The following is a 24,305-nucleotide window of genomic DNA, read 5'->3' as shown; positions in this document are numbered from 1 at the left end:
TAAATTGGTTGAAACCAGACCATCCGATATCAGGAAAAAAAATCAAAATGATTTTAAACGGTTTATATCATCTACTAATATTACTAAAGATGGTGAGGTGGCTGATAAAGCAATATACAGCATAAATGAGGATACGATATCAAATGAGGAAATGTATGATGGTTTTTATGCTATATGCACTAATTTAGATGACGATGCCATGGCTATTGCAAAGATTAACCACAGACGCTGGGAAATAGAAGAATGTTTTAGGATTATGAAGAGTGAGTTTAAAGCGAGACCTGTTTATTTAAGCCGAGATGACAGGATTAAGGCTCACTTTACTACATGTTTTCTTGCTTTGCTATTATACAGATATCTTGAAAAGTTTTTGGGTGGTAAGTTTACCAGTAATGAAATCATTAGTAGTTTAAGGGATATGAGTTTTTATTCTGTTCCTGCTGAAGGTTATGTCCCAACATATACAAGAACTGATTTTACGGATGCCTTACATGATGTATTTGGGTTTAGCACTGATTATCAAATTGTTAGTTTGAAAGAAATGAAAAATATTTTTAAGGATACGAAAAAGAACAAAACAGTACGCAGTTTTTAAACATTAAAAAAACTCCGGAATGCCCTATTTGCAAGGCTTCCCGGAGTTTTTCTTTGGTTTAAGTGTCAAATATGGGATTGTACCACATATAAATAGGTGGGAAAAGTGGCTTTCGGTAGGAATTGCGTCATCACCCTGATATCTAAAGAGGTCGTTATTTCTTGTTACATTTTAGATAAGTTTATCGTCTAATAAACTAGGGATAAAACTATTTTCGGAGGTAGCAGAAATGAAACGCTTTTTATGTTTGATAACCCTTGTTTTGTTTACTCTTTTTTCTGTGCCGGCTAGCTTTGCCAACGCTGCCCAACCAATGTCGGTGTTTGTCAATGGTGCAGCGGTAAAGTTTGATGTGCCGCCTATGGTTCAGGAAAATCGCACCTTGGTTCCCTTTCGTGCTTTGGCCGAAGCCCTTCAGGTGGAGGTTACCTGGGATGGTGCCAGCCAAACCATTCGTGCCAAGGATGCTGTCACCTACATCGTACTGCAGATTGGTAATAAAACTGCCAATCATAACGATTCCGACATTACCCTGGACGTGCCCCCGCAAATAATTAATGGGAGAACCTTGATCCCCTTACGTTTCTTTAGTGAAGCCTTTGATTGCCAAGTATCCTGGAATGCTTCGGAAAACACTATCCACATCCTATCTGCCCCAAGGCAAATCCCCTGGAACTTGGACGTGGTTGGTTACTATGCCTTGGGAGACCTACAAACCAGCAGTTGGACAAATCTATTTGGACAACCCTTTCCTGACCATAGCAGTGCTAATACCGATGTTGTAAATGATGTTGCTCTAGGCTGGTATAGTCTTGATCGTGACGGTAACCTTTTGACCAAAAGTCGTACTGGCTGGCAAAGACCCGAGGACTACGAAAAGGTATTGGCTGCGGCTGACCAATATGACCTAAAAACCCAAATGGTTATACATATGGCCGATGAGGATAGCTCCCTAACGGATTTATTAGCTAGCAAATCAGCAACTGAACAGGCGGTGCAAACGATTGCTGAGGAAGCTGTAAACTACCAAAGTGTAAATCTCGACTTTGAAGGCCTGGGGCTTAGTGAAACAAATGAGCAATTAACGCTGGTGCAAAATCGTTTTACCAATTTCGTAGCTTTATTGGCTAAAGAACTAAAAAATAATGGCATAAAACTTTCCCTTTCTCTGCACGCTCCTAACAGTGCCTATAAAGGGTATGACTATGCAAGTCTAGGAAAACTAGCTGACTCCATTATTATCATGGCTTACGATTACGGTTCTAAGCCGGAACCAAAAGAACTCGTTAATGGGGCTGTGCAAGCTGCCCTAAAAGAGGTTCCGGCTGGTAAACTTTATTTAGGGATATCCATTCCCAACGAAACCTCCTCCAGCCTGGTGGACAAACTGAATATTGCCAAACAGCATCGCCTAAAGGGTATTGCCATTTGGCGCCTGGGTCTGGTTACACCGGATATGTGGCAAACATTAAGAGAAAACACCACGGCTTCCTAGAAATCTCAATCCCCTTACTCAGGTAGGGGGATTTTTTTATATCTGTCTCATTTTGTATTTATCTAGAAAATATGATAGTAAATGTAAGTAATTTATAGCTTAATTTAAAATTTTAACTATATTTCAAAACTCACGACTAGATAACCTGTGATTTAAAGGTTTGGGTTTTTGTGTGCTAGCAACTCATCGTGTTATAATAAGTTGTCAACTTGAGGAACAGTATAAAAATACAAGGGGGTACTCTATGGATTGTAAAAAAGAGTTGTTAGAAAAATGGTACGCTACTGAAGAACAATGGAATGATTGGCACTGGCAAATCAGCAACCGGATCACAGGGGTAGATAAACTTTCAGAATTTGTAAACTTAACTCCGAAGGAAAAGGATGGTATCTCTGCCTGCCTAAGAAAATTCAGAATGGCCATAACCCCTTACTATGCCAGCCTAATTAAATTTGACGATCGCCAATGCCCTGTGAGACTACAAGCAGTACCAAATGCCAAGGAGCTAGTCTTTACTAAGGGAGATATGAAAGATCCCCTACATGAAGATGTGGATTCTCCTGTGCCGGGTTTAACTCATCGCTATCCGGACCGAGTTTTGCTGTTGGTTACAGATTGCTGTTCCATGTATTGCCGTCATTGTACACGCCGCCGTATAGCTGGACAAAATGATCGTTCTATGCCCAAGTCTCTACTGGACCTTGCCTTCTCTTATATTCGTAGTAACACCGCAATCAGGGATGTAGTTATCTCTGGCGGAGATCCTTTTACTTTATCCGATGAAAGATTAGAATATATCCTCAAGAAATTACGTGCAATTAAACATGTTGAAATTATCCGTTTCGGTACTCGCACCCCCGTTGTCTTGCCACAGCGAATTACTGAGGAACTATGTAATATGCTGGAAAAATATCACCCCGTTTGGATTAACACACACTTTAACCATCCCCACGAAATAACACCGGAAGCTACAGCCGCTGTTGCCCGCTTAGCCAAAGCCGGTATACCTATAAATAATCAATCTGTTTTACTCCGCGGCATAAATGACCAAACTCATATTATGAAAAAATTGGTGCAAAACCTTTTAAATATTCGTGTTCGACCCTATTATCTTTATCAATGTGATCTTTCGGAAGGCATTGGGCATTTTAGAACTTCGGTTAGCACAGGTATTGAAATTATGGAAAGTTTACGGGGCCATACCTCCGGACTAGCCGTTCCCACTTATGTTATTGATGCTCCCGGTGGTGGAGGTAAAATTCCCATAGGACCAAATTATTTGTTATCCCAGGGTAAAGGGAAAACAGTATTAAGAAATTTTGAGGGAAAAGTATATCTTTATACCGAGCCAGGGGCAGAAGAAGAAAAAAAGAAAACCTCCAAAATAGGTATTGCAGGCTTAATGCAAAGCGGTAGAATAACCCTAGATACAGAAGAAAAAATGTATGCAGCAGAAGGAAGTAATTAATACATGCCTATCATTACAATAAACAGACCTGAATTTTTTCTGCAGGCTAACTTGGATGAATACAACAGACGTATTTGGATACAGGATTATAGGGTTAATAATGCAACTGCTTTACGTTTCTTTCTCTTGGATTTGGCCAAGGTACAAAACCTTGAAAAAATTATTTTTCCAGTCAAGGAAGCAGATTTACACCTCCTACGGGGTGAAGAATTTCGCTTGGAAGGGGTAATAAAAGGCTATTTTCAAGGTGCCGACGCATATTTTTTAACATTCTATCTTTCGGAGAAACGCTGTCGTTCCGGTTCCCTTCTTCAGGAAAAGCAACTGCTGGAAAAGATCCTGGGGCAACCTAGGGAGTATCAATCGGTCCTACCAAAGGGGTTTTCATTAAAGCTTGCAACTGGTGAACATACTAAGGATATGGCCGAATTGTTTAATACCGTATTTAGCAGCTACCCTACCCCGGTCTATGACCCAAGTTATCTGAGAGAAGCCATTCAAACAGGTGACATCTATGTGGTTTGCTATGAAGATCATACCTTAGCCGGTGTGTCAACTGCGGAAATCGATTGGAACCAAAGGCACGCAGAATTAACCAATTGTGCTACTCATCCAGACTACCGTGGCATGGGTTTAAATACCATCCTATTAAAAAGGTTGGAAGAGAATTGTCGAACAAAGGGTATCCATTGCCTATTTAGCCTATCCCGTGCATCTTCCTATGGCATGAACCTGGTTCTTCACCGTCTTGGTTATGAGGTCCAGGGCAGACTTATTAACAACTGCCATATTGCCGGGGATTACGAAAACATGAACATTTGGGTAAAACCCACCCTTAATTCTTATAAATATCTCTATCAAAATGCACTGGCAAAATAGGTCCGTGCATTTTCCTTTCATATATTTCGATATGAAAGGAAACAATATAATAAGTCAATTTACTGAAAGGGCTGAATTTTTATGGTTAGAAAAAATAAAAAACAACAAGAACTAGTGGTTGCTGCTGGTATGAGTGACTTCCTCGAAAAGTCTGCCGCACCTGAACAAATTGAGAAAGGTGAATTTACCAAGGTTACAAGATTATCCTACGATGAAACCCACTAAACCCAAGTATGAGACCCCGGGGCAACCCGGGGTCTCATACTTGGGTTTAGCATACTAAGCGGCTGGTGGATGGCTATTTTTCCCTAATACATCCTTAATAGCTGGCAGAATTTCCGAGAACTTGTACTGATAATCCATGGCCATCAGCCTCTGGGGCAGTACGATTTGACCATTTATTAAAAGTTCTTCGGCCATTTCTCCCAATACCAGCCTTGCCATAAAGGCAGGCAGGCGGGTCCAGGATCTTTTACCCAAGACATCAGCAATCGCTCTGTCCAACTCTTTCATCGTAACAGCATTGGGACTGCATAGGTTATATACCCCTTCCCAGGCTCTCTTCTCCAGTGCCAAAGTAACAACATTTACCACATCATCCCGATGAATCCAGGAACACCACTGCTGACCGCTGCCGATCAAACCGCCAAAACCAAACTTGTAGGGTAAAATCATTTTCTGCAAGGCCCCACCAGGCCCCAGTACCATTCCCAGCCGCAGCAAGACCACCCTTAGGCCGAATTTTTCCGCTTCCCTTGCTTCTTGTTCCCAAGCTTGACAGACTTCAGCTAGAAATCCTTTACCCCTGGGACTTTCCTCATGAAAAACCTGTTGTAGATGGGTACCATAATACCCCACTGCCGATGCATTGATTAGTTCCCTGGGGTAAGAAAGTCCCTCGCTTTTATTCCTTCCTATACTGTCTACGATTTGTTTCGTTAGTTGTAGACGGCTTGCTAAGATTTGTTTTTTTACTGACTTACTCCAGCGTCCCTGGGATATATTGTGTCCTCCCAGATTAATCACCCCATGAAGTTGCTCAATGAGTTCTTGGGGAAACCTTTCACCAGGGTTAGGAAGCTTGATATAAGCAATACCCTCGCTAGGGGCTTGCTCCTTTCGAGAGGCAATAACAACCGAATGATTCTGTTCGGTAAGATGTCGAACCAAGGCCGAACCCACAAAACCGGTGCCACCGGTAATCAGAATTTTCATTGATCACCCTCCTTGCACTCTCAAATATTTCTTTTAAATATGAATCCCCTGTTGCTTAAGATACTCCTTTAGCTTCACCACCGTACTATGATCATCCGCCTGATTGAGCAAAATAATTTCCCGGATATTAACCAATATGGCTGTTAAAGCAGCCTTATCCCTTTCGTATAAATCAACAATTAACTCCACATCCTCACTGGTTTTACTGCGGGGTAACATAAAATCACCTCGATTCGCTTTTGGCCTCTTACTTTGGGTAAACTGGCTAATAGCTAACGGTTATTAAAACAACGCCACAGATAACCGTGGCGTTGTTGTTAAAAGAAAGGATTATGTCTTTTCTCCCGGCCAATGGTTGTAGCTGGGCCATGTCCTGGATAAACCTTTGTATCATCGGGCAGCACAAGCAGCCTATTCTTGATCGATTGAATAAGGATGGCATGACTGCCGCCTGGAAAATCGCTTCTGCCGATGGACTGGGCAAAGAGGGTATCCCCGCTAATCACATCTTTCCCAACGAGGAGACAAATGCCACCGGGGGTGTGCCCAGGAGTGTGAAGTACTTCCAAGGTTAGCTTACCCACTTGAATGGTATCTCCATCCTCTAATAACCTTTCCGCTGGTTGAAAGGACATTTGATAGCCCATCCAGGCTGAGAGATTCTTGGCTGGATTGGTGATCATCTCCCCATCCTGGGTGTGGATCATCACCTTTGCCCCCGTAATCTCTTTAAGCTCACCCAGGGCACCAATATGGTCCACATGGCCGTGGGTCAGTACAATGGCCTCTGTCTGCAAATTTAGCTTGTTTAATCTTGACTGGATGCGGTCCGCTTCGTCGCCGGGGTCCACTACCACAGCTTTACGGGTTTCTGTACAACCAATAATATAGCAGTTCGCCTCCATATTACCCACCGGTAATGTTTCAATGATCACCAATACCATCCCCCATCCTAAAAACTTTTTCGACTATCCAAGAGCAGTGTGACAGGCCCATCGTTGATAATTTCTACAACCATATGTTCCTGAAAAACGCCAGTGGCGGTGGTCAAACCATTGCATACCAGCCTTTGGACAAAGCTTTCATACAGTTCCCTGGCCGCATCTGGTGCTGCTGCCTCGATATAGCTGGGTCTGCGCCCTTTTCTGCAATCGCCGTAGAGGGTAAACTGAGATATGGCCAGCACACTTCCTCCGACATCCTGCAGAGAAAGATTTAATTTTCCCTGTTCATCCGTAAAAATCCTTAGCTGACTGATCTTATCTGCCAGGTAGCGGGCATCATCGGCGGTATCCCCCTGCCCTACACCCAGCAAAACCACCAAACCCTGCTCAATTTTGCCAACAACCTCGTTGTTTACTGTCACCGAGCCCCGTTGGACCCGTTGTACCACTGCACGCATGTGCCCAAACCTCCAAATCAAAGCACCGGGCTAACCCGGGGATACCCTACGAACCCCGTAATTATCCTTAACCCTTTTCATCTTATTCATTAGATACTCCAATTGTTCAGTATTGCGTACCTGAAGGGACAATTCAACCGTGGCCATTTGATCCTTCCTGGAACGGGCATTTACTCTGCTGGCATTGATCTTTAAATCAAGCAGCACATTTAACACATCATTTAGAAAACCGGCCCTATCCAACCCTGTAATCTCCAGTTTTACCTGAAAAGGTGATTGAAATTCCTTATCCCAGCCTACTTCAACAATTCGTTCCGGTTCATCATTTTGAATCGGTTGAATATTAATACAGTCATCCCGATGGATGGAAACCCCTCTGCCCCGTGTAATATAACCTACAATGGGATCACCGGGCACAGGGTTACAGCAGTGGGCCAGACGAATCAGTAAATTATCGACCCCTTTGACACGAATACCCTGGGTTGGTTTGCCCCATTCTGCCGCTTTTGCTTCGGCCTTCTTCATCATTTCTTCTGCCAAGGGACGGCGTTCCTTTTCGGCACGATGTTCATCCCGCAGCTTGGTGACTATCTGACTGGGAATAATCTGTCCATCACCAATGGCGGCATATAACTCATCAACCGAAGCTTGAACCAATTTCTTGGCATATTCCTGCAGTCTTTCCCCCCGCACCAATTCCAGTTCTAACCCCTGTTTACGGGCTTCCCGTTCCAGTGCATCCCGACCGCGGTTAATATTTTCTTCCCGCCGTTCCTTCTTAAACCAGGACCGAATACGGTTTTTAGCCTGGGGAGTTTTTACAATATTGAGCCAATCCCGACTGGGACCGCCGCTGACTTTAGAAGTAATGATCTCAACGATATTACCATTCTTAAGGCGATAATCCAACGGGACGATCCTGCCGTTTATTTTGGCACCTACCGTACGATGCCCTACATCTGTGTGAATTCTGTAGGCAAAGTCCAAGGGGACTGCCCCGGCGGGTAGCTCCATAACATCCCCTTTGGGAGTAAAGACAAAAACAGATTGGGAAAATAGATCTACCTTGAGGTTCTCCATAAACTCCCTGGCATCTCTGGTTTCATGTTGGGCATCCAACATCTGCCGCAGCCAGGCCAGTTTTTTATCAAAATCCTTCTCCTCTTTGGCGTCTTCCTTATACTTCCAGTGGGCGGCAATACCGTATTCAGCCACTTTATGCATATCCCAAGTGCGAATTTGAATTTCCACTGGCTCTCCATTAGGCCCAATGACGGTGGTATGCAAAGACTGATACATATTGGACTTGGGCATGGCAATATAGTCCTTAAAGCGTCCTGGTATGGGCTTCCAAAGGGTATGAGCAATACCCAGGGAACCATAGCAATCCTTAACAGAACTTACCAAAACACGTACCGCTTGTACATCAAAAATATCCTTTAATTCCTTTTGCTGATCCACCATCTTTTGATAGATGGAATATAGATTTTTCGGTCTTCCCTGTATTTCTGCCTTAATATTCACCGCTGAAAGTTTGGCAGCCAATTCCTTAATAACTTCCTGGATGTATTCCTCTCGTTTGGCTCTGGATTTGGCAATCTGAACCTTCATCCGTTGGTACTGCTCTGGCTCCAGATAACGAAAGGACAAATCTTCCAGTTCCCATTTAATTCTGTAAATCCCCAGACGGTGTGCCATGGGAGCAAAAAAATGCAGGGTTTCCTTTGCCACTTCCTTTTGCTTTCGCTCGGATTGAAACTGTAAGGTACGTAAATTATGCAGCCGATCAGCTAGCTTAATTAAGATCACTCGGATATCCTTGGCCATGGCCAGAAACATCTTACGTAGGTTTTCAGCTTGCCGTTCTTCCTTTGTTTGAAACTGCAATTTACCCAGTTTCGTGACCCCATCCACCATGGTGGCGATTTCCGGTCCAAAATCATTCTCAATATCTTCTAGGGTTATACCAGTATCTTCAACAACATCATGCAATAGTCCGGCTGCAACGGTTGGCACATCCAGCTGAAGCTCAGCCAAAATAACGGCAATGGCCAAGGGATGAACAATATACTCTTCGCCGGAGATTCTTTTTTGACCCCTGTGGGCATTTTCAGCAAAATTATAGGCCCCCCGGAGAAAAGCGATGTCCGCCGAAGGATTATACAGCAATACCTTTTGTTCCAATTCAAACAGTGAAGACATGCTTCACCTCCACACAAAATATAATAATCAGGCCTCGAGCTGCAGTAATGTTACAACGGGGTAGTTCCTGAGTTTTTCCCGGGCATTTAGCCCCACTAGCTCAATAAGAAAGGCAATACCTGCCACTTGACCACCGGATTTCTTAATCAATTCCACACCAGCCACCATGGTTCCTCCTGTGGCCAGCACATCGTCCACCAGTAAAACTTTCTGGCCCGGTAAAATAGCCCCTTCGTGCACTTCCAAAGAGTCCATGCCGTATTCCAATTGATAACGGTGGGATACTGTTTTACCGGGTAATTTACCAGGTTTTCTTAATAAGACTAAACCCTTGCCCATGGTATAGGCCAAAGGCGCACCCAGAACAAATCCCCTAGCTTCGGGGCAAGCAATGATATCCACCTCAAGATCCTGACACAACTCCGCGATGGCATCCACTGCCTGTTTAAAGGCAGCAGGATCGGTTAGTAAGGTTGTAATATCCCTAAAATTTATGCCCGGCTTAGGAAAATCTTTAATCAAGCGAATTTTGCTGGCAAAATCCATCTTCACTCCCCCTATAAGCTGCTGAGAAATAAACCTTTTAATTCCTGCCCGGTTGCCGCTAGATATTGTCTTTGAAAACGCTGACAATCTTCCTTCATTTGATGTGTCCAGTTAAAGGTTGGCGAACTTTCTAAATCTCCTCTAGCCTGCAGGTTTAGTTGATAATGATAAGTATTTCCTTGCTTATTAAACGTTAACAGCCCCATCTCTTGAAAGGCATTTAGACAAATTTCCGCCGTGTGTATAGATGCCTTGGGATAAAAACTTCTTAGACAAACATAGAGTTCTTCAGCGGTAACCTCACCATGGCCCTGCTGATTTAGCCTTTGGCGGATTAGCTTAAATACCTCTGCCAGAGCATTCCTTTCTGGGGCCAGGGCATAAATTTGTTCTTGGGCCTCTGAAACTTGGTTTTCCCCCCCAAGCAAGGCAACCTTACTGGCGGTTGCACAATAAAGTTGGCACTCTGCTGGTTGATAGGGTAAATAGTATAGGATCACCTGTTCAAAATGAAGCTCAGGCAGGTTGCTAAATGCCGTTGCCACTAGAAGACTTATTCTTCCAGAATGGATTAAAGTTTTTAATTGCTCCGCTTCACTGCCGTTTAAGCCCGGGTGATAAACGCCAACATTCCTTTCACCTTCACTAAGAAAGGTTGCTATTTGAATGGCTTGAGCTGTACTTTCTACCACAATCAAACTCGTTTCCTCTGAATTCACTAACTGCACAAGCTGGGCCAATCGATCGGGACAATTCCTGTAATCTAGGATTTGAAAATCTCCCTGTTTGCATGCTACCCTAGTATATTCTTGATACTCAGGTGTTAACAGTTGCAATAGGCCTAAGGGAATTAGACCTTTGGCAATTTTTTCCTCGGGTAAATACAAGAACTTACTTAATATCGTTTTTAATTCCCTCTCCCCGGTTATCATTTTCTGTACCAAAGGAGGCACTTCACCCGTTTCCTTTAATTCCTTTACTTCTAACTGAACCGAAGAACGGCCATTCCAAACATTAATCGAAGGGACAAAGGCCATGTCCACGGTATCATTGGCCGCCAACATTTCACTATAGGAAGCTAGGTTAAAACCAATCCCATCAAAAATAGTTTGCTTCTCCCTTACTCTCATTTTTAGATGACCACCATTTTTACCTACTTCCCGGCAGTTAACAACCGTAGCCTGACAGCAGCCTAACATCGGCCCCGGGTTACAATGTCCCAGAGGAGATAACTGATTAAGTTCCTGAACCGTATCCATCGATAATTCCGTAAGATTAATTAAGGCATCCAAATCAAGGTTGGGGGTTAAATGTTCTTCCGTTAGGGCTTCATCCGCAAACCGATTAACCGCCTCACGAAAATCAGTAATTTTTTCTTCCTGAATGCTAAAGCCAGCGGCCATGGCGTGTCCGCCAAATTGCTCTAAATGATCCTGGCATTTAACCATAGCCTGATACAAATTAAACCCGGCTATACTTCTGGCAGAACCCTTTCCCCTGCCCGCTTCCAGACTAATCATAAAGGTTGGCCGATAAAAGCGATCCACCAATCTGGAGGCTACAATCCCGATCACACCCGGATGCCAGTTTTCCGAGGCTAGTACCAATACCTTACTCTGGGCCAGCTCCGGGTCTGCTTCCAGTAAAGCCAAGGCCTCTGCTAAGACCTTAGACTCCACCTGCTGTCTCTCTTGGTTGCCTCGATTTAACTCCTCTGCTATGTTATCTGCCATTAAGGAATCTTCTGCCAGCAAAAGCTCTACACCAAGACCGGCATCCCCCATTCTGCCTGCGGCATTTAAACGGGGAGCCAAACCAAAACCCAATTCCCTGGTTCCCAATACCTCTGACCGAATACCACTGACTTTAATTAAAGCCTGTAAACCAGGTCTTTTGCCGCTGCTAATTTGCGGTAAGCCATACTTAACCAGGATACGGTTTTCACCCTGTAGTGGAACAATATCTGCCACGGTACCTAAACATACTAAATCTATGTATTTTTCCCAGTCCTGCTGACCAAGTCCAGCCTGTTCAAAAAGTCCTTGGATTAGTTTTAAAGCCACACCTACGCCGGCTAATTCCTTAAAGGGATAGCTGCAATCCTCTCTTTTAGGGTCCAGAACAGCCAAGGCAGCGGGCAATTGCAGCGGTGGTTCATGGTGATCCGTAATAACGATATCCACTCCTAAAGCCTGGGCCACTGCCACCTCTTCTACGCCGCTAATGCCACAATCAACGGTCACTACAAGGCCAATACCCCGTTCAGCGGCTCGTTCCAGGGCTTCTTTATTAAGGCCGTAGCCCTCTTCCAAACGATGGGGAATAAAATACTCCACCTGGCAGCCAAGTCGACGCAGGGCCAGTACCAAAACGGTGGTCCCTGTGATGCCGTCCACGTCGTAATCACCATATACCAAAATGGGTTCGCCCTTTTCTCTAGCAGTAAGGATTCGTTTAACAGCCTTTTCCATATCCTGCATGAGCCAGGGACTAAACATTTGATCCAATTCACTGCCTAGAAATGCCTTGGCCTGGTCAACAGTATATATTCCTCGGTTAATTAATAACTGAGCAAGGATTTTTGAAATACCTAATTCCATTGAGAGAATTTGTTGCAACGCCGGATTTGGTGTTCTCACGTGCCACTTTTTTTGTCTTCGCATGACAGCCCCCGTAAATTTCAGTAAATTATAGTATAAATTATAAAGCAGTCAACCAGTCAGGTAAAGGAAAAGCATTTCTACCTAAAATTATTAGAAAGATTTTGCTTGCCTGTGACCTTTAGGGCATAACCTAAAGGTCACAGGCAAGCAAGCCTTAGTTTTTCTATCCTAATAATAGCTTTCTATTATCATTGTTTATCATTGTTCGGATGGTGCCGACCAGCGGCATGTTGGTCTGATCGTGCAAAAATAATTTTTTCCTAAACTAACGAATAAATTTGTTGATCTATGTCAATACTCTAATTAGATAACATTAACTAACTGTTAGTAAAGGGGTTGCAAGGCAATGACTGAACTTACCATGTCACAATATTTTAAGGAAGTAAACAACAGACTGCCTGTGGAAGCAGAAAGGGTTATGAGGGCCCTTTTTGATGAAGGCAAAATGAATAAGGAAGAACTTTCCTTAACCTCTAAAGTAAAAAGAGCAGTATTAGATCATGTAGTTATGCAATTATTTGCCCTCGGTCTCGTTGAAGTTACCTCCGAGGGAAAAAGCAAAATTTGCTCCTTAACCAAGCTAGGTGAGGAATACCTAGAGCTTATGCGGGAAGCTATCTAAGTAATTAGAAACACAAATCAGGGAAGCCACTGTGATGAGGCTTCCCTGATTGTCTTTATTAAAGAATTTTATTAAGAAAGGCCTTTGTTCGTTCATGCTTCGCATTGATAAAAATTTCTTCAGGAGTTCCCTGTTCAATCACTTTACCTTCATCAATAAACAAAACCCGGTCCCCCACTTCACGGGCAAAACCCATCTCGTGTGTTACAACCACCATGGTCATTCCTTCCCGGGCCAAATCCTTCATTACACCCAAAACCTCACCAACCATTTCGGGGTCCAGGGCTGAAGTGGGTTCATCAAATAACATGACCTTTGGCTTCATAGCCAACGCCCTGGCTATGGCTACCCTTTGTTGTTGACCACCGGAAAGTTGGTCCGGATAGGCATCTTCTTTGTCACGTAATCCTACCTTGGCTAGTAAATCCCTGGCTATATCATTGGCTTCTTTTTCTGTCATACCCTTTACTTTCATGGGGGCGATGGTAATATTTTGCAGGGCTGTTTTATGGGGAAACAAATTAAACCTTTGAAAAACCATCCCCACATTTTGGCGAATTTTATTTATATCTGCACTCTTATCGGTTAAACTGACGTTATCAATGGTAATTTCACCGGAAGTTGGTTCCTCCAGGAGATTAAGGCAACGCAGGAAGGTACTTTTACCGGAACCGGACGGACCAATAATCACGACCACTTCCTGTTCTTTGACATGCAAACCAATACCTCTGAGAACCTCAAGTTTGCCAAAATTTTTGGTTACATTTTTAGCTATGATCACCGGTCTTCAGCCTCCTTTCCATGCGGTTGACGAAGAACTCGGATATTAGCAAGGTCATAATAATATAGAAGATAGCCACCAAGAACCAAATCTGAAAGGCTTTATAAGTGGTCGAAATATAGAGCTGACCGCTGCGGGCAAGCTCTGCCAGACCAATGACCGAAACCAGTGAGGTATCTTTCAGCATGGCAATAAATTCATTGCCCAAGGGCGGGATAACCCGTTTAAAGGCCTGGGGCAGAATAATGTAACGCATAGCCTGGACATGGGACATGCCCAAAGATCTGGCTGCTTCCATTTGTCCTTTTTCAATGGATTGGATTCCGGCACGGAATATTTCAGCACAGTATGCACCACTGTTCAAGCTAAGAACAATTACTGCGGACCAAAATTTATCAATGGGGTGCCCAACCACTTGGGGTAGGCCAAAGTAAATTAAGAATAATTGCACTAACAAAGGGGAGCCACGGAAAAATTCTATATAAATCACAGAAGGGATCTTAATCAAAGAAATTCGGCTCATCTTACCTAGCCCAACAAACAAACCAATAATACTGCCAAATAATACAGCCAAAGTAGTTAGCTGGATCGTCATTTTTAGACCTATCATTAATATTGGCAAAGCATCTTGCCAAATCAGTAAAAGATCCATAACATCACCTACCTCTTTCTCCGTTGCATAAATATATGCGTAACAGAATTGTTACGCATACACTATTGTACATGATATCTGGTTGTCCGTCGACCTTTATTTTGGTTCTTCGCCAAACCACTTCTTGTAAATTTCAGCATATTTTCCGTTTTCTTTGATGGCTTTCAAGCCGGCATTTAACTTTTCAACGGTCTCAGTTTTTCCTTTGGGAACTGCGATACCATATTCCTCAGCGGAAAGAATTTCCCCGACTAACTTAACTTCCTTATTACCCTGTTGAATAAAATAAGCACTAACTGGATAATCATTTACCACTGCGTCAACGGCACCATTCTTAAGTTCCATCAGGGCTTGGTCTGAGCTGGTGAAATAAGTAATTTTATTTTTATCCGTGATTTTTTCAGCCTGCAGGGCACCAGTGGTACCACTTTGGACAGCAATCTTTTTACCCTTGAGGTCATCAAAGCCTTTAATTTCATTGTTCTTGGCTTGTACAGCAACAATCAGACCAGACTTGTAATAGGGATCTGAAAAATCAACTTCTGCTTTACGTTTTTCTGTAATGGTCATGGCCGAAACAACAGCATCGATTTGGTTGGCCTGCAGAGCAGCAATCAAACCATCAAAACCCATACTACGGAATTCCATTTCGTAACCAATTTCATCACAAATGGCTTGAATTAGTTCTACATCAAAACCAATATATTTCCCGGTACTGGTATCCGTAAATTCAAAGGGGGCAAAGGTGGCATCTGCCGCTGCAATGAGCTTGGGTTTAGCGGCGGCATCCTTAGCAGGTTCTTTATCACTGCCACCACAACCTACAGCAGAAACTGCCAGTGCTAACATTAATGCCAGCAAACCGATAAACTTAATAGACTTTTTCATTATGGTTCCCTCCTAAAATTAGTCCCGCACAACATTGAATATTTATTTGTTTGTTTTCATAAAAATGTGTTTCTGCATCATTCGTCAAATTCCTTCTTTTTGTTAAGCTTTTTTTATACCATCGTAGAGCACAAGGGGACGGTTCTTTTGTGTTGTTCTATAGGACAACACAAAAGAACCGTCCCCTTGTGCTCTTTTTGTGCTCTGTGCTCTGTTAAATTAAATTGACAGCTCGATTTTGGAGTGAGAAAATATATTGGAATGTTCTGCTGGAGGCGATTTGATGACAAAAGCACTGCAAATGCAGGCGGATTTAGCTCTATTAGCGGTTAGCTTTGTTTGGGGTGTTACCTTTGTGGTGGTGCAGGATGCCCTTTCTGGTATTGGTCCCTACTATTTCATAGGGATTCGTTTTGCCATAGCCTTTGCTTTTCTAGCTTTAATATATGGCAAGCGTTTCCGAAACATCGATAAAGCGACATTAAAGGCCGGCTCATTTATTGGCGTTTTTTTATTTATGGGTTATGCCTTTCAAACGGTTGGTCTAAAATATACCACTGCTTCTAATGCCGGCTTTATAACTGGTTTGGCAGTGGTTTTGGTGCCGCTTTTCACAGCCCTCATCACAAAAAAAATTCCTAGCCTGGTACTTATTTTCGGTGTCACTAGCGCCACTCTGGGGTTGGGGTTGTTGTCAATAGGAGATAACCTGTCTATCCGTTTCGGGGATATATTGTGCTTTTTCTGCGCCATTTGCTACGCGGCACATATTATCCTGGTAGGAAAATACGCGCCCAAACATGACCCAGTATTGTTGGCCATTCTTCAGGTGGGAGTGGTCGCCGTCATCAGCCTTAGCTTTGGAGTTGCTCGGGAGACCTTGCCCGCTGAATTTACTCGCCCAGTCTGGACCGGCCTTTTAATTACAGCAATACCAGCAACCGCCCTAGCCTTTTTAATACAAAACTCCGTTCAGAGATTTACCTCTGCTACCCATACGGCTATTATTTTTATCACGGAACCGGTTTTTGCTGCAGCAACTGGCTGGCTTTGGGCCGGGGAGGTATTGTCCCCCCGTCAATGGGTCGGTTGCCTTTTGATTCTGGTCGGTATGCTAATTGCTGAACTTAAGGACAGCCTAACAACAGAAGCCATCCCTAAGGAAGCAAAGGAAATGTAAGGCCTCATTAAAAAGGAGTGTGGCAAACTACTACAAAGTAGTTTGCCACACTCCTTTTTAATGTTCGATTTCGGAACGGTTATGTGTTCTTTTAGAACATTCAGATATGTTAGATTATTATACCTTGTGTAAAATAGAACAACCATCGGCTTTGCTTCCTGCTAGATGACCTGGCACCATTCTTGCATTATTAGGCTACTAACAAAACGCTTAAACTTTGACTGAAAGGAGTTTACCCTATGGCTAACGTTTTTTTAGGGGGATCCCTTGACGAGATTCGAGAGGTTATGAGAGAGGGTCTTCAGCCGAAACACATGATCCGTTGTACATTGCTGGAAGCAATGATTGATGCACGCAATTCTGTTGGTTTAAACCGTCGTTTTAAACCAGTGGTTCTAGTTATCGAACTACCACAAAATTTGAAAATGCATACCCAGGATAATCAGCCCTTTTATAGTTTGAAAAATTTTCGTTCCCATATCAAACGAATTTATTCAGTAAAAATTGATTTTAAAGCACCAAACCTAGTTAGCGTGTCAGGTACCATCTCCCCTTATGCAATTTTACCTGCAGGGAATCAAAAATTATCCTTTCATAAGGAAGCCTTACGTTAGGACGCCTTACGTTAACTACCTGTCACAGCAAAGGGACAGCTCGAAACCACTCTCGAAACCACGAATGATTATAATACACGTCATCCTGAGCGATAGCGAAGGATCTTATGGTCTAGCCTTAAGATCCCTCGCTACCACTCAGGATGAAAAAGCATTTTCAGTGATTTCGGACAGTTCCATCTGTCTCTTTTTTATTTCTTAATTCTTTTCTTCGGGGCCTACCGGACATTCCTCCGCCTGGCAGGCGGCCGCCGAACACCCCCCCGCTAAGGCTTCCTTTGCCTCCTCACAGGGTTCACAATGAATTAAGACCTGCACCCTGGGTAGTTCCCCTTCAATCTCCTCCTCTATATGATCGCATAGCTGATGTACGGTACCAATGGGTAGGTGTCGTGGTACGACTAAATGAAGGTCTACATAACGGTAAGGACCAGATTTTCGGGTTCGCAAACCATGATATTCAATGTATTGATGCGAATGTTTGGCCAATACTTCTTTTATTACTTTCTCTTCCTCCGATGGTAAGCTGACATCCAACATCACACCCATGGATTCCCGGATTAAATCAAAGCCTGCCTTTACAATCATCATTCCCACAATGATCCCAACGATTGGGTCCAAGATGCTAAACCCTGTCAAGTAGATGGCCCCCAGTCCGACAAATACTCCCAGGGAGGTATAGACATCGGTTTTTAGGTGCCACCCATCCGCCACGAGGGCCGGCGAATCGGTTTCTTTGCCCACAGCCATCAGTTTTCTGGAAATAACAAAGTTAACTGCCGCAGAAATAACCATAACCGCGGCACCCCAACCCAGCGATTCGATTTCCTGTCCACCCTGCCACAGTTTTGGCACGGCCTGAACAAAAATACCCACGGCTGCTACTAATATTAAGATTGCTTCAATAATACTGGCCAAATTCTCATACTTTCCATGCCCATATTGGTGTTCAGCATCCGCTGGCTTGCCAGATTGCCGTACTGCCATAAAGGCAATTAGGGAGGCAATTAAATCCAACCCGGAGTGAATGGCTTCAGATATAACTCCAATGGAACCCATTCTAAGACCCACCAATAATTTGCCAATCGTCAATAGGGAGTTGGAGAGAATGGCGAGTCGGGCCACCTTTATTTTCTTCTGTTGGATAGCGTCCACGAAAAATCCCCCTTTTAGACTCACGGGGACGGTTCTCTTGAGTCAAAGCCCTTGGCTAAGACTCAGGAGAACCGTCCCCGTGAGTCACGAGCTAGCAGCTGATGGCTAAGAAAGGGACTCCATCTTCTAGTTTCAAGATGAAGCCCCATAAGTATTCACTATCAACCGGGTAATTGACTCTTCAAGATCGGCTTACGGGCTGCTGTTACTTCATCCAGTCTGCGCACGGGGGTAGTATAAGGTGCGTTTTTCAGGGTATCTGGGTTTTCTCTTGCTTCTTCCAATACCTTGATTAAATTGGCGGCAAACTCATCCAGGGTTTCCTTGCTTTCTGTTTCCGTAGGCTCGATCATGATGGATTCCTCTACAATGAGGGGGAAATATACCGTTGGTGGATGATAACCATAATCCAAAAGTCTCTTGGCAATATCCAAAGTTCTAATCCCCCGCTCCTTCATATCCGCCGGAGGTGCAGCCACAAACTCGTGCATACAAGTTCTTGGGAAGGGAATCTGGAGTTCCTTAGAGAGCCGCTTCATGAGATAATTTGCATTGAGCACAGCATGCTCCGAAGCCTCTTTTAATCCCTTACCCCCCAAGGCTTTGATATAGGTATAAGCCTTTACCACAACGCCAAAATTACCAAAGAAGGCTTTCACCCGGCCAATGGATTGGGGGCGTTGGTAATCAAGCAGATATTTGCCGTCTTGCTGCCTAATCACTGGTTTTGGCAGAAAGGGTTCCAAGGCTGCCTTGACGCCAACTGGCCCGGCACCTGGACCACCGCCGCCATGGGGCGTACCAAAGGTCTTGTGCAAGTTTAGGTGCACCACATCAAAACCCATGTCACCGGGTCGAGCATAGCCCATGATGGCATTGAGGTTTGCCCCATCGTAATACAAAAGCCCGCCAGACTGGTGTACTAGGTCGGCAATTTCCTTAATGTTATCTTCAAAGAGTCCCAGGGTACTGGGGTTGGTTAGCATCAGTGCCGCCACATCCGGCCCCAGCACTTGTTTTAAAGCCTCCAGATCAACGCCGCCCCGCTGGTCAGACTTCACTTCCACCACTTGAAAACCACATAGGGTTGCCGTAGCCGGATTTGTACCATGGGCTGAGTCAGGCACAATGACCTTGGTGCGTCCTGTCTCCCCTTTGCTTTCCAGATAGGCCTTAATAATAAGCATGCCCGCCATTTCGCCATGGGCGCCAGCGGCTGGTTGTAGGGTAAAGGCATCCATACCGGTGACCTCAGCCAAGTCCCGCTGGGTTTCAGCCATCAGCTGCAGTGCCCCCTGGCAAAGTTCTTCTGCCTGGTAAGGGTGCAGCTTAGCAAAACCATTTAGAACCGCTGCATCCTCAGCGATTTTGGGGTTATATTTCATGGTGCAGGACCCCAGAGGGTAAAACCCCACATCCACACCAAAGTTTAGCCGGGAAAGCCTTACAAAGTGCCTTACCACGTCCCCCTCACTGACTTCAGGCAGGGGGACTTCTTGTTCCCTGATATATTCAAATGGCAATAAGTCTTGGGGGGAAACCTCTGGTACATCATTGGCCGGAAATACAATCCCCGGGCGGCCCGGTGAGCTTAGTTCAAAAATTAACTTTTCCGTCATGATATTACCCCCAATCGCTGCGCCAACAATTCGATCTCTTGGCGATTCCTTTTTTCTGTTACACAAAACAACATATGTCCCGCCAGTTCCGGATAGTAAATTCCAAGGTCAAGACCACCTAAAATATTGTCTTTAAGCAGTTCCTGGTTAATTTTTTCCGGTGACACCTTTGTTTTTAGGACAAACTCCTTAAAAACCGGTGTTGGCCAAGGCAACTGATAGCCAGGCAGTGAGGACAGTAACTTTTTAGCATAGGCTGTCTTTTGCAGGCATAGTTCAGCCACCTGTCGTAAACCCCGCCGCCCTACCAAGCTTAAGTAAACGGTGGCTGCCAAGGCACACAGGGCCTGATTGGAGCAGATATTAGAGGTTGCCTTATCCCGGCGAATATGTTGTTCCCGGGCCTGGAGGGTAAGTACATAGCCCCTTTTGCCATCAACATCAACGGTTTGGCCCACAATCCGACCGGGCATTTTGCGGACTAGTTTTTCCTTGCAGACCATAAAACCCAGATAGGGCCCCCCGTAGGACAGGGGAATACCCAGGGATTGTCCTTCCCCTACAACGATATCGGCACCACATTGGCCAGGGGATTTGAGCAGCCCCAAGGCAATGGGGTCAGCACAAACCACCAGCAGTGCCCCTACAGCATGGGCCTTGTCCGCCATTTGCACCAGATCCTCAATACAACCAAAAAAGTTGGGATACTGAACTAAGATGGCAGCGGTATTTTTATCCAATTTGTTATCAAGATCCGTCAATTGGGTTACGCCCTGTTCAAAGGCTACTTCCGAAATATCAATGGCTGGCCCGTGCAAGTAGGTTTTTACTACCTCACGGTATTCCGGGTGTACAGTCTTAGCCACCAGCACCCGCTCACGCCGGGTAACTGCACAAGCCATCAAAGCCGCCTCGGCCAAAGCACTGGCCCCGTCGTACATCGATGCATTGGCGGCATCCATGCCAGTCAAGAGACAAACCATGCTCTGATATTCAAAGATACTTTGCAGCACTCCCTGACTGATTTCCGGCTGATAGGGTGTATAGGCCGTATAAAACTCTGCCCGGGATAAAATATGTTTCACGGCACTGGGGACGTAATGATCATAGGCCCCGGCCCCTAGAAAACAAATGGTTTGATCCACTCCTTGATTTTGTCCGGCTAAAGCAGCCATGTGGTGCTGCAATTCCATTTCCGTCAGGCCACCCGCCACAGCAAGTTCACGGTTTAACCGAACCTGGGGAGGAATATCCTGAAACAACTGATCCGTGTTTTCCATACCGATGGCCTGTAGCATCTGGCAAAGTTCATTATCAGTATGAGGAATGAATTTCAAAATTACCTACCTCTTTTCCCCTCTAGGCTTTTTCTACCATCGACTGATATTGCTCGGCATTCATTAGATCGTCCAACTCAGCCGGGTTATCTAATTCAACAATAATCATCCAGCCCTTGCCATAGGGTTCCTGGTTTACCAGTTCGGGTGCATCGGCCAGGCCTTCATTGACCTCAAGTACCTTGCCACTTACCGGAGAGTATAGATCGCTGGCGGTCTTAACAGATTCCACCACACCAAAGGACTCTGCCGCCTCAACTGCTTCCCCCGCCGAGGGGAGCTCAACAAATACGATATCTCCCAGTGAATCCTGGGCATAATCAGTAATCCCAATGATGGCCCGATTCCCTTCAACCTTTACCCATTCATGATCTTTGGTGTACTTTAAATCAGCCTGTAAATTCATCCTTTATACCTCCCGTTTATAGAATGGTTTTTCCACAATTTTTGCCTTTAATGGTTTGTTGCGAATCATAACTGCCAATTCACTGCCGATAGCTGCATGTTCCACCAATACATAGGCCAGGCCTAGGTTCTTGCCTATGGTTGGTGCAAAGGTACCAGAGGTAAGCCAACCAATCTCCTGGTCTTCCTTTACAAGGACATAACCCTGACGGGGTATCCCCCGGTCAATCATTTCAATGCCCACTAATTTATAAGCCGGCCCTGCCTCCTTTTGCCGCAGCAGTGCTTCTTTGCCAATAAACTCCGGTTTGTTAAATTTTACAGTCCAGCCTAGCCCCGCCATCAGAGGGGAAATATCATCGGTTAATTCATGACCATAAAGTGCCAGGGCTGCTTCAAACCGCAGAGTGTCCCTGGCCCCCAGGCCCGCAGCTGTGATGCCCTCTGGGGCTCCGGCATCCATGATAGCATGCCATAGCATTTCTGCATGGGCTGCCGGAAAGTACAACTCAAAGCCTGCTTCACCGGTGTAACCAGTACGGGAAATTAGGCAATTTATTCCTTCAACGGTGCCGTAAACAAAGGAAAAGGGCTTAATTTCAGCAAGCTTAACCGCAGTTAATTTTTGTAAAATCTTTTCCCCCTTTGGTCCCTGCAGGGCCAACTGACAAGTTACGTCTGATACATTTTTTATATCCACATCGGGGATCTGGTTATCTTTAAGCCAGTTAAAATCCTTATCTGTGTTCGAAGCATTTACCACCAACAAATACTGTTGATCTTCCAATTGGTATACCAATAAATCATCAATGGTACCACCCTGGGGATTGCACATGGGTGAATAAATGGCCTTACCGGGTGCTAGTCGTGTTAGGTCATTGGTTATTAGCTTCTGAACAAAATCCTTGGCCGCCGGACCGGAAATTTCGATTTCCCCCATGTGGGAAACATCAAATAAACCTGCGGCAGAGCGGACAGCTTGATGTTCCTTGATAATCCCCTCATACTGTACCGGCATTTGCCAGCCACCAAATTCCACCATCTTAGCACCCGCCGCAACATGCACCTGGTACAAGGGTGTCCGTTTTACTTCCTGCATCTCTCCACCTCCCATAGTATTATGTCTCTGTCCTGATATTTTTAAGAAAAATAAAAAGGACATAGCTATACCTCCTTTGCTGGTATAACTCTGTCCCTGTAACCTGAGAGATGACTTCCGATGAAGCTTCCCCTTGGGTGTCCGCTAATATAGCAGGAACTCTCCAGAGCCCAGTCCGGCCACAGTCCTTTTGCCTGAGAGTTTAGCCTGTTTTACAGCAGAACAAACAGGATTGCTCCTTCGGCGCCCCCGAGGGTCTCTCCCACAGCCATCATCCAAAAATATATAAAACTTTTTTATTATTTCTTTATATTTCAAAAAGTTCCTTCTTTCTTGGGAAAAATAGTTTGTTTTTGTCGGTATTCATTTTTCCCTGGTGCTTTAAGACAGGGTAGTCAAAGTATACCTGTAAATAGGCGGCATAATCTATAGATGTTAAGAAATAATACAATTAACGATAATTTTGGAGGTGCTAAATTGGATAAAACAAAAAAAATTCTCGTATTGCCCGCAACCCTATTACTTGGAACAGCATTGCTCTTTGGTGGTTGTACTCCGGCCAAAAAGCCAATTGAACCAACCCAACCAGCTCCTACAGCACCCACAAATCCAACAAATCCAGCAAATCCAGCAAATCCTAATAACAACCAGAACCAAAATTACCCCAGGGAAGTTGCAGATCGGGTGGTTGACAAGGCAAATGGAGTGGAAGGTGTACGGGGTTCTACAGCGATAATTGCCGGCAGTAATATTTATCTGGGCTTGGATCTAAATGCCAATTTAGAAAAAAACAGATCGGCAGAGGTAGAAAGAAGGGTTCTTGATCAAGTGAAAAATGCAGCACCTAATTACACGGTCATGGTTTCCTCTGATGTTGATACGGTGACAAGAATTAGAAATGTGGCACAGGGAATTACCCAGGGCCGGCCGATCTCAAGCTTTACAAATGAAATAGAGGATATCGGTAACCGAATCCAACCCAAAACCAAGTAGCTATTAAAAAACCGCATTGATAGGATCATAAACGCCCGCCTTAATTTGGCTGCGGGCGTTTATGCTATTAAGTTTTCTAAGAGTTTTTAGGAGGTTACGATGGACTCAGTGGTTCAACATTTAAACAATTCCATCAAGCAGAAAAAAGAAGCCAGGGAACGAAAGGAACGAATAAAACCCCCCAAAAAACCTACCCCAATGGATTTGTTGAAATTGGAAATTGCCACAGAATTAGGTCTAGACCACAAGGTTAAGCAGGATGGCTGGGGCGGTTTGACCTCCGCCGAGTCAGGACGCATCGGGGGCATCATCACCCAACGGGCCAAAAAGGGTATCATCGATTTAAATGCACTAAGGGCGAAGGAGTAAAAAGGGGCTGTCGCAGTAAGACAGCCCCTTAATAAAAAACAAAAGGCGGCGACTGGTAAATGCCAGAAGCCGTCTTTTATTGTAAAATATAAGTATGCAAACAAACATTTTACAGTCAGATTATAC

The 24,305-nt window shown here is 44.5% G+C and carries 25 protein-coding genes and 1 riboswitch; of the genes, 10 read left to right on the top strand and 15 right to left on the bottom strand.

Going from position 1 to position 24,305, the window contains the following annotated elements; all coding sequences use genetic code 11:
- From V6C11_RS09965 to V6C11_RS09945, 5 genes are all read left to right on the top strand, one after another.
- A partial coding sequence (locus V6C11_RS09965; protein ID WP_333531012.1) for an IS1634 family transposase occupies positions 1 to 595 on the top strand: 595 nt, incomplete at its 5' end.
- Between the two features lie 229 nt (positions 596 to 824).
- Complete coding sequence (locus V6C11_RS09960; protein WP_333531011.1) at positions 825 to 2,090, top strand: stalk domain-containing protein; 1,266 nt, start codon at positions 825 to 827, stop codon at positions 2,088 to 2,090.
- 244 nt (positions 2,091 to 2,334) lie between these two features.
- Complete coding sequence (ablA, locus tag V6C11_RS09955; RefSeq protein WP_333531010.1) at positions 2,335 to 3,558, top strand: lysine 2,3-aminomutase; 1,224 nt, start codon at positions 2,335 to 2,337, stop codon at positions 3,556 to 3,558.
- Between the two features lie 3 nt (positions 3,559 to 3,561).
- The gene (ablB, locus tag V6C11_RS09950; protein WP_333531009.1) at positions 3,562 to 4,437 is read left to right on the top strand and encodes a putative beta-lysine N-acetyltransferase; all 876 of its coding nucleotides are present in this window, start codon (positions 3,562 to 3,564) and stop codon (positions 4,435 to 4,437) included.
- An 81-nt stretch (positions 4,438 to 4,518) separates the two neighbouring features.
- On the top strand, positions 4,519 to 4,662 hold the full coding sequence (locus tag V6C11_RS09945; protein ID WP_333531008.1) for a hypothetical protein: 144 nt from the start codon (positions 4,519 to 4,521) through the stop codon (positions 4,660 to 4,662).
- Between the two features lie 54 nt (positions 4,663 to 4,716).
- Here the strand turns inward: V6C11_RS09945 and V6C11_RS09940 are convergent, their stop codons facing one another.
- From V6C11_RS09940 to recJ, 7 genes are all read right to left on the bottom strand, one after another.
- Complete coding sequence (locus V6C11_RS09940) at positions 4,717 to 5,652, bottom strand: TIGR01777 family oxidoreductase (protein WP_333531007.1); 936 nt, start codon at positions 5,650 to 5,652, stop codon at positions 4,717 to 4,719.
- A 33-nt stretch (positions 5,653 to 5,685) separates the two neighbouring features.
- Positions 5,686 to 5,871 carry a peptidase gene (locus V6C11_RS09935; RefSeq protein ID WP_333531006.1) on the bottom strand — a complete coding sequence of 62 codons (186 nt, stop codon included), beginning with the start codon at positions 5,869 to 5,871 and terminating at the stop codon, positions 5,686 to 5,688.
- Positions 5,872 to 5,969: 98 nt separating this feature from the next.
- On the bottom strand, positions 5,970 to 6,587 hold the full coding sequence (locus V6C11_RS09930) for an MBL fold metallo-hydrolase (protein WP_333531005.1): 618 nt from the start codon (positions 6,585 to 6,587) through the stop codon (positions 5,970 to 5,972).
- Between the two features lie 17 nt (positions 6,588 to 6,604).
- The gene (gene dtd, locus V6C11_RS09925) at positions 6,605 to 7,054 is read right to left on the bottom strand and encodes a D-aminoacyl-tRNA deacylase (protein ID WP_333531004.1); all 450 of its coding nucleotides are present in this window, start codon (positions 7,052 to 7,054) and stop codon (positions 6,605 to 6,607) included.
- A gap of 30 nt (positions 7,055 to 7,084) precedes the next feature.
- Complete coding sequence (locus V6C11_RS09920) at positions 7,085 to 9,256, bottom strand: RelA/SpoT family protein (RefSeq protein ID WP_333531003.1); 2,172 nt, start codon at positions 9,254 to 9,256, stop codon at positions 7,085 to 7,087.
- Between the two features lie 27 nt (positions 9,257 to 9,283).
- On the bottom strand, positions 9,284 to 9,802 hold the full coding sequence (locus tag V6C11_RS09915) for an adenine phosphoribosyltransferase (RefSeq protein WP_333531002.1): 519 nt from the start codon (positions 9,800 to 9,802) through the stop codon (positions 9,284 to 9,286).
- 11 nt (positions 9,803 to 9,813) lie between these two features.
- Positions 9,814 to 12,465 carry a single-stranded-DNA-specific exonuclease RecJ gene (gene recJ, locus V6C11_RS09910; RefSeq protein ID WP_333531001.1) on the bottom strand — a complete coding sequence of 884 codons (2,652 nt, stop codon included), beginning with the start codon at positions 12,463 to 12,465 and terminating at the stop codon, positions 9,814 to 9,816.
- A 346-nt stretch (positions 12,466 to 12,811) separates the two neighbouring features.
- On the opposite strand from recJ, the gene V6C11_RS09905 reads away from it, so the two are divergent.
- The gene (locus V6C11_RS09905; protein ID WP_333531000.1) at positions 12,812 to 13,087 is read left to right on the top strand and encodes a transcriptional regulator; all 276 of its coding nucleotides are present in this window, start codon (positions 12,812 to 12,814) and stop codon (positions 13,085 to 13,087) included.
- Positions 13,088 to 13,145: 58 nt separating this feature from the next.
- Here the strand turns inward: V6C11_RS09905 and V6C11_RS09900 are convergent, their stop codons facing one another.
- The 3 genes from V6C11_RS09900 to V6C11_RS09890 form a co-directional block, all read right to left on the bottom strand.
- Complete coding sequence (locus V6C11_RS09900; protein ID WP_333530999.1) at positions 13,146 to 13,868, bottom strand: amino acid ABC transporter ATP-binding protein; 723 nt, start codon at positions 13,866 to 13,868, stop codon at positions 13,146 to 13,148.
- On the bottom strand, positions 13,855 to 14,520 hold the full coding sequence (locus V6C11_RS09895) for an amino acid ABC transporter permease (protein ID WP_333530998.1): 666 nt from the start codon (positions 14,518 to 14,520) through the stop codon (positions 13,855 to 13,857). Before V6C11_RS09895 ends, V6C11_RS09900 begins: the two co-directional genes overlap by 14 nt.
- Before the next feature lie 96 nt (positions 14,521 to 14,616).
- Positions 14,617 to 15,408, bottom strand: a complete 792-nt coding sequence (locus V6C11_RS09890; protein ID WP_333530997.1) for a basic amino acid ABC transporter substrate-binding protein — start codon at positions 15,406 to 15,408, stop codon at positions 14,617 to 14,619.
- A 283-nt stretch (positions 15,409 to 15,691) separates the two neighbouring features.
- Between V6C11_RS09890 and V6C11_RS09885 the strand changes: the two genes are divergently transcribed.
- Positions 15,692 to 16,588: a DMT family transporter gene (locus V6C11_RS09885; protein ID WP_333530996.1), complete on the top strand. Its 897-nt coding sequence runs from the start codon at positions 15,692 to 15,694 to the stop codon at positions 16,586 to 16,588.
- 239 nt (positions 16,589 to 16,827) lie between these two features.
- Positions 16,828 to 17,202, top strand: a complete 375-nt coding sequence (locus V6C11_RS09880; protein WP_333530995.1) for a hypothetical protein — start codon at positions 16,828 to 16,830, stop codon at positions 17,200 to 17,202.
- A 198-nt stretch (positions 17,203 to 17,400) separates the two neighbouring features.
- Here the strand turns inward: V6C11_RS09880 and V6C11_RS09875 are convergent, their stop codons facing one another.
- The 5 genes from V6C11_RS09875 to gcvT form a co-directional block, all read right to left on the bottom strand.
- Positions 17,401 to 18,357 (bottom strand): cation diffusion facilitator family transporter, encoded by a 957-nt coding sequence (locus V6C11_RS09875; protein ID WP_333530994.1) that lies wholly within the window; start codon positions 18,355 to 18,357, stop codon positions 17,401 to 17,403.
- A 161-nt stretch (positions 18,358 to 18,518) separates the two neighbouring features.
- Positions 18,519 to 19,976 (bottom strand): aminomethyl-transferring glycine dehydrogenase subunit GcvPB, encoded by a 1,458-nt coding sequence (gene gcvPB / locus V6C11_RS09870; protein WP_333530993.1) that lies wholly within the window; start codon positions 19,974 to 19,976, stop codon positions 18,519 to 18,521.
- Positions 19,973 to 21,313 (bottom strand): aminomethyl-transferring glycine dehydrogenase subunit GcvPA, encoded by a 1,341-nt coding sequence (gene gcvPA / locus V6C11_RS09865; RefSeq protein ID WP_333530992.1) that lies wholly within the window; start codon positions 21,311 to 21,313, stop codon positions 19,973 to 19,975. The genes gcvPB and gcvPA overlap by 4 nt, the downstream gene beginning before the upstream one ends.
- Before the next feature lie 22 nt (positions 21,314 to 21,335).
- Positions 21,336 to 21,719, bottom strand: coding sequence for a glycine cleavage system protein GcvH (gcvH, locus tag V6C11_RS09860; RefSeq protein ID WP_333530991.1), 384 nt, complete (start codon positions 21,717 to 21,719; stop codon positions 21,336 to 21,338).
- Between the two features lie 3 nt (positions 21,720 to 21,722).
- Entirely contained in the window at positions 21,723 to 22,817 is a 1,095-nt protein-coding gene (gene gcvT, locus V6C11_RS09855) for a glycine cleavage system aminomethyltransferase GcvT (protein WP_333530990.1), read from the bottom strand.
- Between the two features lie 172 nt (positions 22,818 to 22,989).
- Positions 22,990 to 23,092, bottom strand: a riboswitch (glycine riboswitch).
- A gap of 202 nt (positions 23,093 to 23,294) precedes the next feature.
- On the opposite strand from gcvT, the gene V6C11_RS09850 reads away from it, so the two are divergent.
- Both V6C11_RS09850 and V6C11_RS09845 read left to right on the top strand, forming a co-directional pair.
- Positions 23,295 to 23,810 (top strand): YhcN/YlaJ family sporulation lipoprotein, encoded by a 516-nt coding sequence (locus V6C11_RS09850; protein ID WP_333530989.1) that lies wholly within the window; start codon positions 23,295 to 23,297, stop codon positions 23,808 to 23,810.
- Positions 23,811 to 23,909: 99 nt separating this feature from the next.
- Complete coding sequence (locus tag V6C11_RS09845; protein WP_333530988.1) at positions 23,910 to 24,179, top strand: small, acid-soluble spore protein, alpha/beta type; 270 nt, start codon at positions 23,910 to 23,912, stop codon at positions 24,177 to 24,179.
- The last annotated feature ends 126 nt before the right edge of the window (positions 24,180 to 24,305 follow it).

Source organism: Desulfotomaculum sp. 1211_IL3151 (assembly GCF_036763075.1).
Taxonomy (GTDB): Bacteria; Bacillota; Desulfotomaculia; order Desulfotomaculales; family Desulfotomaculaceae; genus Desulfotomaculum.
The sequence above is the reverse complement of the archived record's forward strand: the minus strand, read 5'-3'. Positions and strand labels throughout refer to the sequence as shown.